The sequence below is a fragment of the Lunatimonas lonarensis genome (assembly GCF_000390185.1).
Classification (GTDB): domain Bacteria; phylum Bacteroidota; class Bacteroidia; order Cytophagales; family Cyclobacteriaceae; genus Lunatimonas; species Lunatimonas lonarensis.
The window spans coordinates 212,169-225,062 of sequence record NZ_AQHR01000088.1 but is presented as its reverse complement, the minus strand read 5'-3'; the positions used below and the strand labels follow the sequence as shown (position 1 = coordinate 225,062).

Genomic DNA, 12,894 nt, shown 5'->3' with positions numbered 1-12,894 from the left:
GAAGAAATGGGTAATTTTGATCCGTGAAGTATTTTGTTTGGTTGGTTTTTATTGTGGCGGGATCCTTTGGGTGTACCTCTGGAGATAAGCCTCGGGGTCTGCTCTCTGAGGATGTGATGGTCTCGATCCTAGTGGACATACATCTGACGGAGGGTTTTGTTCAATCTTTGCCCATTCCCTACGATTCATCGAAAAAGGTATACCCTATCCTAGAAAGGGATGTTTTTGAGAAACATCGTGTACCTGATTCAGTTTATCTGGCTAGTCTACAGTATTACCTTCGGTACCCGGTTATGATGGAGCGCATTTATGCCCGCACCGTCGATTCGCTAACCGTGTATGAAAAAAGAGCAGAAAGTACACCATGAAGCTATATCCGACGAATCTTGAGCAAAAGATAAATTTCGACAAGATAAGGGAATTGATACGGGAAGAATGCAGCAGTACCTTGGGGACTGATTTTGTCCAAAAGATTTCTTTTTCGCGCGATGCGCCCCTGATTCAGCGGTTGTTGGATCAGACAGAGGAATTCAAGAGGCTGCTGCTTTCCGGAGAGACCTTTCCATCTTCAAATTTTGTAAACATTCATCCCTATCTGGATAAGGCCCGGTTGGAGGGGGCCTTTCTTTACGAGGAAGAGTTTCATGAAATCAGCTTGGGTCTGCAGACCCTTTCGGCCTGTGTGGATTTTTTTAATTACTACGCGGAGGATTATCCGCAGCTTTTTGCACTATTGGGAATGGTCAACGACGATCGGACCCTGGTTAAGGCCATCGAGCGGGTGTTGGATGAGCGCGGTAAAATTAAAAACAATGCCAGCCCGGAGCTCGCAATAATCCGAAACCAGCTTTTGTATGAGGAAAACCGCCTGCGCAAGGTGTTGGATTCAATTTTTAGACAAGCAAAGGCACAGGGGCTTACTCCTGAGGATGCATCCATTACCATTAGGGGTGGCAGAATGGTCATGCCGGTCCTTGCGGAATATAAACGGCGAATAAAAGGGTTTATCCACGACGAATCCGCGACAGGTCAGACAGTATTTATGGAGCCTGCAGAGGTGTTGGATATCAACAACGAAATACGGGATCTCGAATACATGGAGCGGCGGGAGGTGCAGAAGATTTTAACAAAGCTCACAGACATACTTCGTGCTTTTATTCCCGACCTACGAAAGGCCTTTCATTTTCTGGGCTTGGTGGATTTTATCCGTGCTAAGGCCAAGTTTGCCATAAAAATTCGGGCCAACAAACCGCTCCTCGAGAAGACCAAGCAAATACGCTGGACAAAGGCTAGGCATCCCCTTCTGGAACTAAGCCTAAAAGCCCAGCAAAAACAAATTGTGCCGATTGATGTGTCGGTAGACCATAACAAAAGGATCCTGCTCATATCGGGGCCAAATGCAGGAGGGAAATCAGTTGCACTTAAGACAGTGGCGCTGTTGCAATATATGTTTCAATGCGGGATTTTGATCCCGGTGGAGGAAGAATCTGTCTGCGGGGTTTTTGATCAGTTTTTTATTGATATCGGTGACGAACAAAGCCTCGAAAATGACCTGAGTACCTACAGTTCGCACCTTAATAATATGAAGCATTTCACCCGTTTTGCAAATAAGCGGACCATTTTTTTTATCGACGAATTTGGAACAGGTACAGAGCCTCAATTTGGGGGTGCCATCGCCGAGGGAATTTTGATTGCACTCAATAAATCAGGGGCCTTTGGAGTGATTACCACTCACTACGGAAACCTCAAGCAGTTGGCGGCAAAGGGGCAGGGGCTGTTCAATGGTGCCATGCGCTACGACGTGGAAAAGTTAGAGCCGTTGTATCAACTGGAACTGGGCAAACCGGGTAGTTCCTTTGCGTTTGAAATAGCCAGAAAGATTGGAATTGATGAAGAGATAATTCTTCATGCAAAAGCCCAAGTAGGGGAGGTGAGGGTGAATTATGACAAGATGTTACTCAAGCTGGAGAGTGAGAAAAACCGCTACGAGCAAGTATTAATTGAAAATGAAAAAAAGGAAAAGCTTCTCAACAAGCGATTGGAGGAATACAATGCGTTGAAATCAACGCTGGAAGTCAGTAAAAAGACCATTATAAACGAGGCAAAGGTACAAGCGAAAGCATTATTGGATGAAGCTAACCGTCGCATTGAAAGCACTATCCGGGAAATCAAGGAGAAGAATGCCGACAAAGAAAAGACCAAGCAAATAAGAAAGGAACTCGAGGCACACAAAGAGGCCATAAAACCTGAAAAGACCAAGATACCCCAACCACCCAAAGAAGTGAAGGTACTGGAAGGCGAAATTAAAGAGGGCGATCATGTACGGCTAAAGGACAACGGTGCGATAGCAGAAGTTATATCCGTACAGCAGCGATTTGCCGAAATAAGCATAGGAGATTTAAAGTCAAAAGTCAAACTGAACAGATTGGAACGGATATCCAATACCGCAGTCAAGAAAGAAAAGAAATCATACGTGCGAAGCAGTGGTTTTGACAGTCATTCCCGCATGCTGGAGTTTTCCCCAAACCTAGACCTCAGGGGAAAACGGGGAGAAGAGATTTTTCCTTTGGTTCAACATTTCGTAGATGATGGCCACATGTTTGGTCAGTCTGAGTTAAGAATCGTTCATGGTAAAGGAGACGGAATCTTACGGGACCTTTGCAGAAATATCCTTAGAAACATGCCTGCTGTCAGTAGGTTTGAAGATGAGCACGTAGAAAGGGGTGGTGCTGGCGTAACCCTCGTTTACCTAAAAAGCTCCTGAATCAATTCTGCGACCTTGGAAGGGGGCGATTTCCCACCCCCTTCCAAACTTGGCCGGGCAAAGCGGTTCTTGATGGTGATTTTATCGTTTGAAAGCTTGCCTTGCCAGGAGTTTCCAATCTTTTCCTTCCTTTTGCCAGACCATGAGCACTCCCAAATTAACAGTGGCCGGATCTGCCCCCTTGTTATGGGTATTCCCTACTAGGTTGTGCCTTACAAGTGCAATCTTGCCCAGGACTTCAACCGTTTGGTCGGATAGTTCGATTTTTGTAAAGTTGTTTTTTCCGCTGGCAAGAACCTCCACAAAAGCAGCACGATCTTCGATGGTTCCGTTTGAATGGCCATAGGTGAGATGAGGGGACGCAATCGCGGTCAGTGAAGTAGCGTCTCCGCTTAGCATTGCCTCGCGTAGCTGAGCAACTGCTTTTTCTACAGCAGCGATTTCTTTATTTTGGGCGTAGGTAAAATGGGCTATGCTGCACGCGAGCAAGAAAGTAGTTAAAAGGGACTTAAGCATGGGTTATTGTTTTGGTTTGAGTGTAAATACATAGAATCCAACAAGCGCTTCCACACGGGCAGAAGCACTTGAAGGATTAGGAACGGTAAATTCAAGTCGTAAGTCAGTTCCCACCCGTTCGTAGAGGATGTCCCGGTTAGCGACGGGTTGTATTCCCGATAGGCGGAGTCTATTGTAATTTTCTCCCTCTAAAGTCCATGACCCAGAGGGGTCGAAAAGGCCACCGCTGCCTACGGTTTCATAATTTAAACCTGCCGACCCTCTATTTCTGAATTTTATCTCAAAATCACTGTAATTATTTGTCAGGGAGGTGCCATCTCGGGACACCGAGCCTCCTCCACTAATGGACCAAGTTTGCTCTGAGCTACCCGCCAGGATTTCAATAGCCAATTCCTCTGCCGTTTTTTGAGGGCCGTCGTCGTCGGAACAAGAAAAGTGAACCCAGGACAGAAAACCTAGGATTAGCATTGTTTTGGCTAGCTGCTTCATTTGACTGTCGGTAAAGATCATAAAATTAAACAAATTAGTAACAAATCAAATCAAAAGTGGTTCACTTGAAATTTTCAATCGCGACCTTTTCTGTGCAAAATTGGTACTCTCTCGGATCATTTGACCCAACTATGATCGATTTATCATTTCCAAAATCTGCTACCAAACCTTGAAACCATTGTACTCCCCGCTCATCCAGGTTGGAAGTGGGTTCATCCAATAGTAGAAGAGGGCAGGCAGAAAAAAAACACATCCCAAGTTTGAGCCGTTGCTTCATTCCAGATGAAAAATGCTGTATTGTCTTTTCCGTAGACTTCTCTAAATACATATACTGAACGGCATCTTCTATGGAAATCCCATTTTTGAGAGATTTGAACCGGAAATGGAAGCGAAGAAATTCAATCAATGTAAACTCTTCCGGTAGCTCCAGGTAGGGTGCCGACAGGGCCAACTGCCTATAGATTTCGGATGAGGGGATTTCCACACCCCTAATTCTGTACCTGATTTGCCCGGAACTAAGGGGCATTTGTCCCGCAATGCATTTAATCAACGTGGATTTTCCGGAGCCATTACTTCCGGTGATGGCGGTTTTTTGGCCAGAGGAAAGCAAAAGCGTGAGGTTTTTGAAAATCCATTCGTACTGAAACCGCTTTCCAGCTTCCTCAAGGCTAATTTCCAGCATGTTATTGAATGTAACCTTTCATCACACCCCGTTCTGAAGAGCGGATGAAATTGACAATCTCATCCCGTTCTTTGGTAGCGGGCAGGTTGATCTCGATTTCTTCGAGTGCCCGGCTATTATTAAGACTGTTCAGAAACAAATACCGGTAGACCTCCTGAATCTGATTGATCGTCTCACTTGTAAATCCTCTTCTTCGTAGACCCAAGGAGTTTACGCCGGCATAGCTGAGCGGTTCCCTGGCGGCTTTGGTGTAGGGAGGTACATCTTTCCGAACCAAAGATCCTCCGGAAATCATGCTGTGAGTGCCGATTTTGACAAACTGATGGATGGCACTGCTGCCCCCTACGAAGGCCCAATCGTCGATGGTCACGTGGCCCGCTACCTGCACGGTGTTTGCAATGATCACGTTGTTATTAATGATGCAATCGTGGGCGATGTGGACGTAGGCCATTACCAGGCATGAATTGCCAATTTTCGTAGTCTTTTTGTCGAGTGTGCCTCTATTGATGGTGACGCATTCCCGAATGGTGGTGTTGTCTCCTATCTCAGCGAGCGATACCTCACCCTGAAATTTCAGGTCTTGGGGGATTGCCGAAATGACGGCACCCGGAAAAATCTTGCAACCCTTGCCAATTCGTGCGCCCGGGTATATGGTTACGTTCGAACCAATCCAAGTACCGTCACCGATCTCCACGTTTTCGTGGATAGTAGTAAACGGCTCTACCGTAATCTGTTCGCCAAGCTTGGCATCGGGGTGAATATGGGACAGTTTACTAATCATGCGTCTTTCCTTACAATACTAGCGGTCATGACTGCTTCACACACAAGCGTATTGCCCACGAAGGCCTCGCCTTTCATCTTCGCTATACCCCTTCTTATTGGATTCAAAAGCTCACATTTGAAAATAAGGGTATCACCCGGAAGTACCATTTTTCGAAATTTGCAGTTTTCAATACTCAAAAAGTACGTCCAGTAGTTTTCCGGATCGCTTACCGTACTTAAAACCAAAATCCCGCCGGTCTGCGCCATTGCTTCCACCTGCAAGACACCCGGCATTACGGGGTTGTTGGGGAAATGCCCCATAAAAAAAGGCTCGTTAATTGTCACATTCTTCACGCCTGCAACCACCGTTTGGTCCAAATAGATGATTTTATCCAGAAGTTGGAAGGGATATCGGTGGGGGAGAATATTGCTGATCTGATTGATGTCCAGAACTGGAGGCAGCTTCGGGTCGTAATAGGGGATGTGCATGGGGCCTGCTTTTTCCATTGCACGTTTGATTTTTTTCGCAAAGGCCACATTGGCGGCGTGTCCCGGCCTTGCTGCCATTATTTGCGCTTTCAGTGGTCTCCCTACGAGGGCCAGATCCCCGATTACATCCAACAATTTGTGTCTGGCTGGTTCATTCTTGTAACGCAGCTCCACATTGTTCAATATCCCCTCTTTCCTAACCTCAACTTTTGGTTTTTTGAACATTTTGGCCAAGTGACTTAATTCTTCCTCTTGGATGGCCCTATCTACCACGACGATGGCATTGTTTAAATCCCCTCCTTTGATAAGGTTTTGATTATAAAGCATTTCGAGTTCGTGCAGGAAGCAAAAAGTTCGACAGGATGCAATTTCTGTTTTGAACTGGCTGATATCCGTGAGCGAGGCGTGTTGGCTTCCAAGCACAGGCGAGTTATAGTCAACCATCACCGTAACTCGAAAATCATCGAGAGGCAAGGCCGCCATTTCCACCTCCCGGGAGGCATCTTTGTAGTGGATGCTCTCAGGGATCTCGAAGAATCTTCGGAGCGCATTTTGTTCCTCCAACCCTGCCTCTTCCAAAATCTTAATGAAAGGCAGACTACTGCCGTCCATGATGGGCGGTTCAGGGCCGTTTAACTGAATCAGCACATTGTCTATTTCTAAGCCAACCAAGGCGGCAAGCACATGCTCCACCGTGAAAACCCGTGCATCGCCCTGTTCCAAGGTAGTGCCTCTCGAAACATCCACTACGTTGTCTACATCTGCCTCAACGATTGGATACCCTTCCAAGTCCATCCGTTGGAATTTGTATCCGTGATTAGATGGAGCGGGGACAAAGGTCATTGTCGCCACGACTCCAGTGTGTAAACCTACGCCGGAAAGGGTAACCTGCTTTCCAATGGTATGCTGTTTAACTTTCATTAAAATTTCTTATGAGGCCCTAATTGTCAGTGATAAGGGCACAAATTTATTGGTTTTTTTCCAGATCTTTTAATTTGTTCTGTAATTCGGGTAATTTTTTGAATACCGCATAGGACTTAAGAAAATCTTTAATGTCCATGCCTATGTACCCTAGAAGCGTTGAACCTGACGTTTCAATCCCCTTCATAATAGCTGTGTTGCCCCCTACTGTCGTGTTATCAGCGATCTTTATATGGCCTACAATGCTGGACTTACCGGCAAGTATGCAGTTTTTTCCGATTTCAGCCGATCCCGAAATGCCCGATTGGGATGCAATGACGGTGTTTTCCCCGATCTTGACGTTATGGGCAATCTGTACAAGGTTGTCGATTTTGACGCCCTGTCCTATTAGGGTAGATCCAATCGTAGCACAGTCTATGGTGGTATTGGCACCTATTGACACATGATCCCCAATCTGCACGTTGCCCAGTTGGGGGATGTTTTTATAGCGTCCGTCCGCCTGCGGGGCAAAACCAAACCCATCGCTCCCTATGACCGCACCCGGATGGATTTCGCAGTTCGTTCCCAGTCTGCTTTTTCGCATTATTTTTGCCCCCGGATGGATGATACAGTCATCTCCTATTGCGACATCGTCACCGATGTAGACATGGGGATGGATTTGAACCCTTTCTCCCAAGTGGCAGTTTTTGCCAATATAAGAGAAAGCACCGCGGTAGCCATCTTTTCCCATGACGCTGCTTTCATGCATATAGGAAGGGTCCTCTACGCCACCGAATTGGGGCTTTGACATCCGTTCCACTGATTCCAAGAGTAGCGTGAACCCCAAGTAGGCATCGGCCACGCGAATAAGGGCCGATTTAACCGGCTTAGACGGGCGAAACCCTTCCGAAACGATCACCGCAGAACTTTCAGTTGTATACAGGTAGGGTTCATATTTCAGATTCGACAAAAAACTGATTCCGCCGGGCTTGCCTTCTTGTATCTTGTCAATGCGGTAAACGTTTTGGGAACCATCACCCTCTACCTTTCCATTTAAAAGTTTGGCAATCTGGCTTATGGTAAACTCCATCGATGACTAGCTTAATAAATTTTTAACGTAAAGGTAAATCTTTAGCCCGACAAGCGTAGTGTTTTTTTACGATTTTGCTCATGGCCTTTATGTTCGGCAAGTCCGCGGCTTGTGCCACATCCACCACTTCTCCCTTTTTTGTAAGCACATAGATACTTTCATTGGCTACGTAAGCGTGGTTGCTGATACTGCCATGGGTGAAAAAATAGGGCATTTCTTCATTCGACAGGCGGAGTTTTTGCTGTGTTTTTTGTTGCATGTAGGCCAGTTCTTCCGCCAAAAAGGGAGTATTGGTTAGGGTTACCTTAAAAAGTTGCCGCGTCAAAAACATTCTGGCAATGTTAGAAAGTACCCTATCGGTATTTTTTTGCCATAACTTCAGGGCTCCCCATACGTCAAAGTCGTCCAGTTCAGCGTAGTGGTCCAGTACTTCTTTCCTTTGTTCAAAATCTGCCAGCGTGAGGGTGTTCTCTAAGAGAAAAAGTAAGGATTCAGATCCCGGGATGGGATGCCCTGACTTCCGTAAGTGCTTTGCCCGAAGTATCAGATTGATCAACATCTTTTCGGCACTTACCGTTGTTTTGTGCAGGTATACCTGCCAATACATCAGTCTTCGTGCGCTTAGAAAGTTTTCTATGCTATAAATGCCCTTTTCCTCTATCACCAACTGGTCATCTTTGATGTGCATCATTTTGATGATACGGTCTGCTCCTATCGTGCCTTCTGATACCCCCGTGAAAAAACAATCCCGCTGCAAGTAGTCGAGCCTATCGATGTCCAACTGACTGCTGACAAGCTGGTGGAAGAACTTCCTTTCATAGGTGCCATTGAAAATTTTAACAGCGAGGTCTAATTGGCCGCCAAATTGCTTGTTTAAACCCCGAAGAAAGAGTTGGGAGAGTGATTCGTGCCGAATGGAGGGAAGGAGGCTAAACTCCAGGGCATGGGAAAAAGGACCATGTCCAATGTCGTGAAGCAGGATAGCGATCAACGCCGACTCATATTCCTGATCGTCGATTTCTATGCCTTTATTTCGCAGATGGTCTAAGGTGATGCTCATGAGGTGCATAGCTCCAATTGCGTGGTGGAATCTCGTATGCAATGCCCCCGGATACACGTAATCGGTCAAACCTAACTGTTTGATTCTTCGTAATCTTTGAAAGCTGGGGTGGTCTATGATGGAAAAAATCAGTTCACCCGGTATATTTATGAATCCATAGACAGGATCGTTTATAATTTTGTGGCTTTTCAATGATCGCTTATTTACAGTAGTAAATCAAAAGTAAGTATTATCTATAAAAGAACTAACGAATAGGAGATGCAAAAATTCAATATATTGTGGGCAGACGACGAAATCGATTTGCTCAAACCCCATATTTTGTTCCTTCAGCAGAAAGGGTACGACATCGTGACCGTAAATAGTGGAATCGACGCAGTTGAAAAAGTAGAGGAACAGAACTTCGATATTATTTTTCTTGACGAGATGATGCCGGGTATGACGGGGCTCGAAACCCTTCAGCAAATAAAACTCCTTAAGCCTCAGGTACCGGTGGTCATGATTACCAAAAGCGAGGAGGAACACATCATGGACGATGCGATCGGTGCGAAAATCGCCGACTATCTGATCAAACCAATCAATCCCAACCAAATATTTTTGTCGGTTAAGAAGATCCTGCAAAACAAACAGTTGATCAGCGAGAAGACAAACCTTTCGTATCAGCAGGATTTCAGAAACATCAGCATGGCATACAACGATGCCATAGACCATCAGGAATGGACAGAAATATATAAAAAGCTTACCTACTGGGAGATAGAGATCGGGGAGACCGAGAACAGGGGCATGCATGAGGTGCTTGAAACCCAAAAGGCTGAGGCAAACGCGAACTTTGCTAAGTTTATTAAGGAGAACTACTTGGATTGGCTGAATGATCCCAAATCATCCAAGCCTGTGTTGTCCCATCAGGTAATGAAAAAGCATGTCTTCCCGAAGGTAAGGGAAGGAAAACCTCTGTTTTTTATCGTGATAGATAATCTGAGGCTGGATCAGTGGGAGGTAATAGAACCCATGCTGAGTGACTATTTTGTTTCGGTGTCAGACGACACCTATTACAGCATATTGCCGACCACTACAGCTTATGCAAGGAATGCGCTGTTTAGTGGCATGATGCCCTCGGATATGGCGAGATTTCACCCGGATTTATGGGAAGGAGAAGATACCGACGAAGGGAAGAACAACCAAGAGGAAGAGTTCCTGCGGGCCAACCTAAAACGTAACAACCTAAACATACGGTCATCTTATCATAAAATCATCCAGGTTTCGCAGGGGAAGAACGTTCTTGAGCAATTCAATAATATGTTGAAGAATGATTTGAATGTATTGGTATATAATTTTGTGGACATGATGTCGCACGCCCGTACGGACATGAAGATGATACGCGAGCTGGCCCCCGACGAATCAGCCTACCGGTCGTTGACGTTGAGTTGGTTTACGCATTCCTCACTTTTTGAGCTATTCAAAAAGATAGCAGAGGCAGGTGCCGAGGTTATCATAACCACGGATCACGGTACCAAACGGGTAAATAAGCCGTATAAAATCATCGGAGACAGAAATGTTACGACTAATTTGCGGTACAAACAGGGGAAAAACCTTAATTTTGAGTCTGGAAAGGTCTTTGAAATAGCCAAACCTGAGGAAGCAAAGTTGCCGAAGTTCAATATTTCTACCAGCTATGTTTTTGCCGTGGAAGACTATTTCTTCGCTTATCCCAATAACTATAATTATTACGTGAATTATTATCGGGATACCTTCCAGCATGGGGGGGTTTCTCTAGAGGAAATAATTGTTCCGATAGTCCACATGAGTCCAAAATCGTAATCGTTGAAGAAGTTTATCTGTTCCCATTTAGACGATATTGATGCCTGTGCAAAAGCCGTGATTGATTCTTGCAGGGGCAAAGAGGTGTGGGTTTTTAAGGGGCCAATGGGAGCGGGCAAAACAACACTAATCAAAGCGATTGCCTTTCGGATGGGCATAGTCGACCGGGTTTCCAGCCCTACCTTTGGGTTGGTAAATGAATACGGAGATGGCGGGGGGAATACCTACTACCATTTTGATTTTTATCGGATATCCGATCAATCGGAGGCGGTCGACATGGGCGTAATGGAGTATTTTGATAGCGGTAATTTGTGTTGGATCGAATGGGGTGAACGGATTCCAGACCTGATCCCGCCTGAATCCGTAATTATTTCAATCAATCCTTTGGACGAACATAAAAGAGAAATAACTATTGGGTAGCATGCCGTCGCAGATCGAACTTGCTGAGATAGCCGTGAAGGCGGGAGCAATCCCGAAGGAGTCCCTCGCGCGTATCGGAAAAGCTAAAAAGAAAATAATCATTGGAGTTCCCAAAGAGGACGCCAATCAGGAGAAGCGTGTTCTGCTTACTCCTGAAGCGGTCGGCTTGCTGATCAATAATGGACAGCAGGTAATCGTGGAATCGAATGCGGGAGTTGCTGCCAAGTTCTCTGATAAGGCGTATCTCGACGCGGGCGCGAAGGTGGTGTCCTCTAAAGAGGAGGCCTACGACGCCGAGGTTGTCCTACGGGTTGATCCACCCTCTGTCCAAGAGATCGGTTTTATGCGGCAGGGTGCCTGTTTGTTGTCTTCGTTGCAGATAAGAAATCAGACCGCTGAGTTTATCCAAGCCCTAAATCAAAAAAAGATCACAGCCGTAGCCTTCGAGTACTTGGAAGACAAGGTGGGCGGCATGCCGGTGGTGCGTGCGATGAGCGAAATAGCAGGTAGTACGGTGATGCTAATTGCGGCTGAGTATCTCAGCAGTGTGAACGGAGGGAAAGGACTGATTTTAGGGGGGATTACCGGAGTACCGCCTACGCAAGTTGTCATTATTGGTGCCGGAACGGTGGCAGAGTATGCGGCGAGGACTGCACTTGGGCTAGGAGCCAATATAAAGATTTTTGACAACCAACTTTATAAACTAAGACGGATAAAGCAGTTATTGGGTCAACAGGTGTTTACCTCTACCATCGATAATTTTACGCTCTGTCAGGCTTTGCGAGAGGCGGATGTTGTTATCGGGGCATTGCGAGCCGAGAGAGGGCGGGCCAAAATGGTGGTTACAGAGGAAATGGTCGCCCAGATGATGGATGGGTCGATCATCATAGATGTAAGCATAGATCAGGGAGGGTGTATAGAGACGGCTGAAGCAACCACCCATGACAATCCCGTTTATACCAAGCACAATATTGTTCATTATTGTGTGCCAAACATTGCGTCTAGGGTCGCAAGGACAGCTTCATTTTCCTTTAGCAATATCTTTACGCCTATGTTGTTACAGATGGCCGACCTTGGCGGGGCGGAAGAAATGATTTTTAACTACAAGTGGTTTATGAAGGGAGTGTATGGGTACAGGGGTAGCCTTACTAATGCTTACCTTGCGCGCAAATTTGGAATGCCGCATAAAGAACTACAGTTGTTGCTGGCCGCTAGGTACTGATGCTTTAGGATAGCAGGTTCTGCCTTAGTAGAAACTCAAGCTGGTCGTTGGCCTTTATTAGGCTGTCTGTCAACTGCTTGTTTTCCCTTCGTAACGAGTAAACCTCGTAGGCGTTCTTTACCACAGTCCGCAGATAATCTTCTTCCCATGGTTTTGTCAGATAGTGGTAGACTTTGCCTTTGTTGATGGCATCGATTACGGCCTGAACGTCTGTGTATCCTGTAAGGAGGATGCGCATGGGTTCTGGATGCAACGGAATAATGGACTTAAGGAAATCGACACCATTTTCCTCAGGCATACGTTGATCGGTGATTATGACGTCAATCTCTTCATTAAGAAGTACTTGCCTTCCCTCGTTGGCGGATTCTGCCAAAAAGATCTTATAGTCCCTTCTAAACGTCGCCTTAAACGCCTGCAAGTTATTGATCTCATCATCGACATAAAGGACCCTGATCTTCTCTCTCTCCATTTGCTAAATATCGTTATAAGCCTTCAAATAGTAAAGAAATAGGCTTGTAAAAATAAGCGTTCAATTGGTTTTCTGTCTTTTAATTTTCTGGTCAGCTAAGGGGTTACCTTTGTCTTGTTCTTGTAACATTGCGTTGATAGGTGTAAATCTATCAAGTTTGTTCAAAAAAAGCGAGCTTTTTTTTGAATGTAGGCACATTTATGGATACAAACATAT

At 45.6% G+C, this 12,894-nt stretch carries 13 protein-coding genes; 5 read left to right on the top strand and 8 right to left on the bottom strand.

The window, feature by feature from the left end:
- The first annotated feature begins 23 nt into the window (after window positions 1-23).
- Window positions 24-368, top strand: coding sequence for a DUF4296 domain-containing protein (locus ADIS_RS15275; protein WP_010855514.1), 345 nt, complete (start codon window positions 24-26; stop codon window positions 366-368).
- Complete coding sequence (locus tag ADIS_RS15270; RefSeq protein ID WP_010855513.1) at window positions 365-2,764, top strand: endonuclease MutS2; 2,400 nt, start codon at window positions 365-367, stop codon at window positions 2,762-2,764. Before ADIS_RS15275 ends, ADIS_RS15270 begins: the two co-directional genes overlap by 4 nt.
- 81 nt (window positions 2,765-2,845) lie before the next feature.
- On the opposite strand, the gene ADIS_RS15265 is transcribed toward ADIS_RS15270, so the two are convergent.
- From ADIS_RS15265 to ADIS_RS15235, 7 genes are all read right to left on the bottom strand, one after another.
- Entirely contained in the window at window positions 2,846-3,280 is a 435-nt protein-coding gene (locus tag ADIS_RS15265; RefSeq protein WP_010855512.1) for a nuclear transport factor 2 family protein, read from the bottom strand.
- Between the two features lie 3 nt (window positions 3,281-3,283).
- Window positions 3,284-3,769: a hypothetical protein gene (locus ADIS_RS15260; protein ID WP_010855511.1), complete on the bottom strand. Its 486-nt coding sequence runs from the start codon at window positions 3,767-3,769 to the stop codon at window positions 3,284-3,286.
- Window positions 3,770-3,830: 61 nt separating this feature from the next.
- Complete coding sequence (locus ADIS_RS15255; RefSeq protein ID WP_035806274.1) at window positions 3,831-4,451, bottom strand: ABC transporter ATP-binding protein; 621 nt, start codon at window positions 4,449-4,451, stop codon at window positions 3,831-3,833.
- A gap of 1 nt (window position 4,452) precedes the next feature.
- Complete coding sequence (lpxA, locus tag ADIS_RS15250) at window positions 4,453-5,232, bottom strand: acyl-ACP--UDP-N-acetylglucosamine O-acyltransferase (RefSeq protein ID WP_010855508.1); 780 nt, start codon at window positions 5,230-5,232, stop codon at window positions 4,453-4,455.
- A complete protein-coding gene (locus ADIS_RS15245; protein ID WP_010855507.1) occupies window positions 5,229-6,623 on the bottom strand; it encodes a bifunctional UDP-3-O-[3-hydroxymyristoyl] N-acetylglucosamine deacetylase/3-hydroxyacyl-ACP dehydratase in 1,395 nt (464 codons plus the stop codon). Before ADIS_RS15245 ends, lpxA begins: the two co-directional genes overlap by 4 nt.
- Before the next feature lie 46 nt (window positions 6,624-6,669).
- Window positions 6,670-7,692, bottom strand: a complete 1,023-nt coding sequence (gene lpxD / locus ADIS_RS15240; protein WP_010855506.1) for a UDP-3-O-(3-hydroxymyristoyl)glucosamine N-acyltransferase — start codon at window positions 7,690-7,692, stop codon at window positions 6,670-6,672.
- Window positions 7,693-7,714: 22 nt separating this feature from the next.
- Entirely contained in the window at window positions 7,715-8,944 is a 1,230-nt protein-coding gene (locus ADIS_RS15235; protein WP_010855505.1) for an HD domain-containing protein, read from the bottom strand.
- A 66-nt stretch (window positions 8,945-9,010) separates the two neighbouring features.
- Between ADIS_RS15235 and porX the strand changes: the two genes are divergently transcribed.
- From porX to ADIS_RS15220, 3 genes are read left to right on the top strand one after another with little or no spacing between them, the layout of a single operon-like run.
- Window positions 9,011-10,567, top strand: a complete 1,557-nt coding sequence (gene porX / locus ADIS_RS15230) for a T9SS response regulator signal transducer PorX (protein ID WP_010855504.1) — start codon at window positions 9,011-9,013, stop codon at window positions 10,565-10,567.
- Window positions 10,568-10,570: 3 nt separating this feature from the next.
- A complete protein-coding gene (locus ADIS_RS15225) occupies window positions 10,571-10,987 on the top strand; it encodes a bifunctional tRNA (adenosine(37)-N6)-threonylcarbamoyltransferase complex ATPase subunit type 1 TsaE/phosphotransferase (RefSeq protein WP_010855503.1) in 417 nt (138 codons plus the stop codon).
- Between the two features lies 1 nt (window position 10,988).
- Window positions 10,989-12,209 carry an alanine dehydrogenase gene (locus ADIS_RS15220; protein ID WP_010855502.1) on the top strand — a complete coding sequence of 407 codons (1,221 nt, stop codon included), beginning with the start codon at window positions 10,989-10,991 and terminating at the stop codon, window positions 12,207-12,209.
- Between the two features lie 4 nt (window positions 12,210-12,213).
- Here ADIS_RS15220 and ADIS_RS15215 read toward each other — a convergent pair whose 3' ends face one another.
- Complete coding sequence (locus tag ADIS_RS15215; RefSeq protein ID WP_010855501.1) at window positions 12,214-12,678, bottom strand: response regulator; 465 nt, start codon at window positions 12,676-12,678, stop codon at window positions 12,214-12,216.
- Window positions 12,679-12,894: the final 216 nt, after the last annotated feature.

Excerpts from the sequence above, each read along its gene's own strand:
- ADIS_RS15260 (WP_010855511.1), bottom strand. The coding sequence starts at position 3,769 with ATGAAGCAGCTAGCCAAAACAATGCTAATCCTAGGTTTTCTGTCCTGG.
- ADIS_RS15220 (WP_010855502.1), top strand. The coding sequence starts at position 10,989 with ATGCCGTCGCAGATCGAACTTGCTGAGATAGCCGTGAAGGCGGGAGCA.
- porX (WP_010855504.1), top strand. The coding sequence starts at position 9,011 with ATGCAAAAATTCAATATATTGTGGGCAGACGACGAAATCGATTTGCTC.
- ADIS_RS15270 (WP_010855513.1), top strand. The coding sequence starts at position 365 with ATGAAGCTATATCCGACGAATCTTGAGCAAAAGATAAATTTCGACAAG.
- ADIS_RS15255 (WP_035806274.1), bottom strand. The coding sequence starts at position 4,451 with ATGCTGGAAATTAGCCTTGAGGAAGCTGGAAAGCGGTTTCAGTACGAA.
- ADIS_RS15215 (WP_010855501.1), bottom strand. The coding sequence starts at position 12,678 with ATGGAGAGAGAGAAGATCAGGGTCCTTTATGTCGATGATGAGATCAAT.
- lpxD (WP_010855506.1), bottom strand. The coding sequence starts at position 7,692 with ATGGAGTTTACCATAAGCCAGATTGCCAAACTTTTAAATGGAAAGGTA.
- lpxA (WP_010855508.1), bottom strand. The coding sequence starts at position 5,232 with ATGATTAGTAAACTGTCCCATATTCACCCCGATGCCAAGCTTGGCGAA.
- ADIS_RS15245 (WP_010855507.1), bottom strand. The coding sequence starts at position 6,623 with ATGAAAGTTAAACAGCATACCATTGGAAAGCAGGTTACCCTTTCCGGC.
- ADIS_RS15265 (WP_010855512.1), bottom strand. The coding sequence starts at position 3,280 with ATGCTTAAGTCCCTTTTAACTACTTTCTTGCTCGCGTGCAGCATAGCC.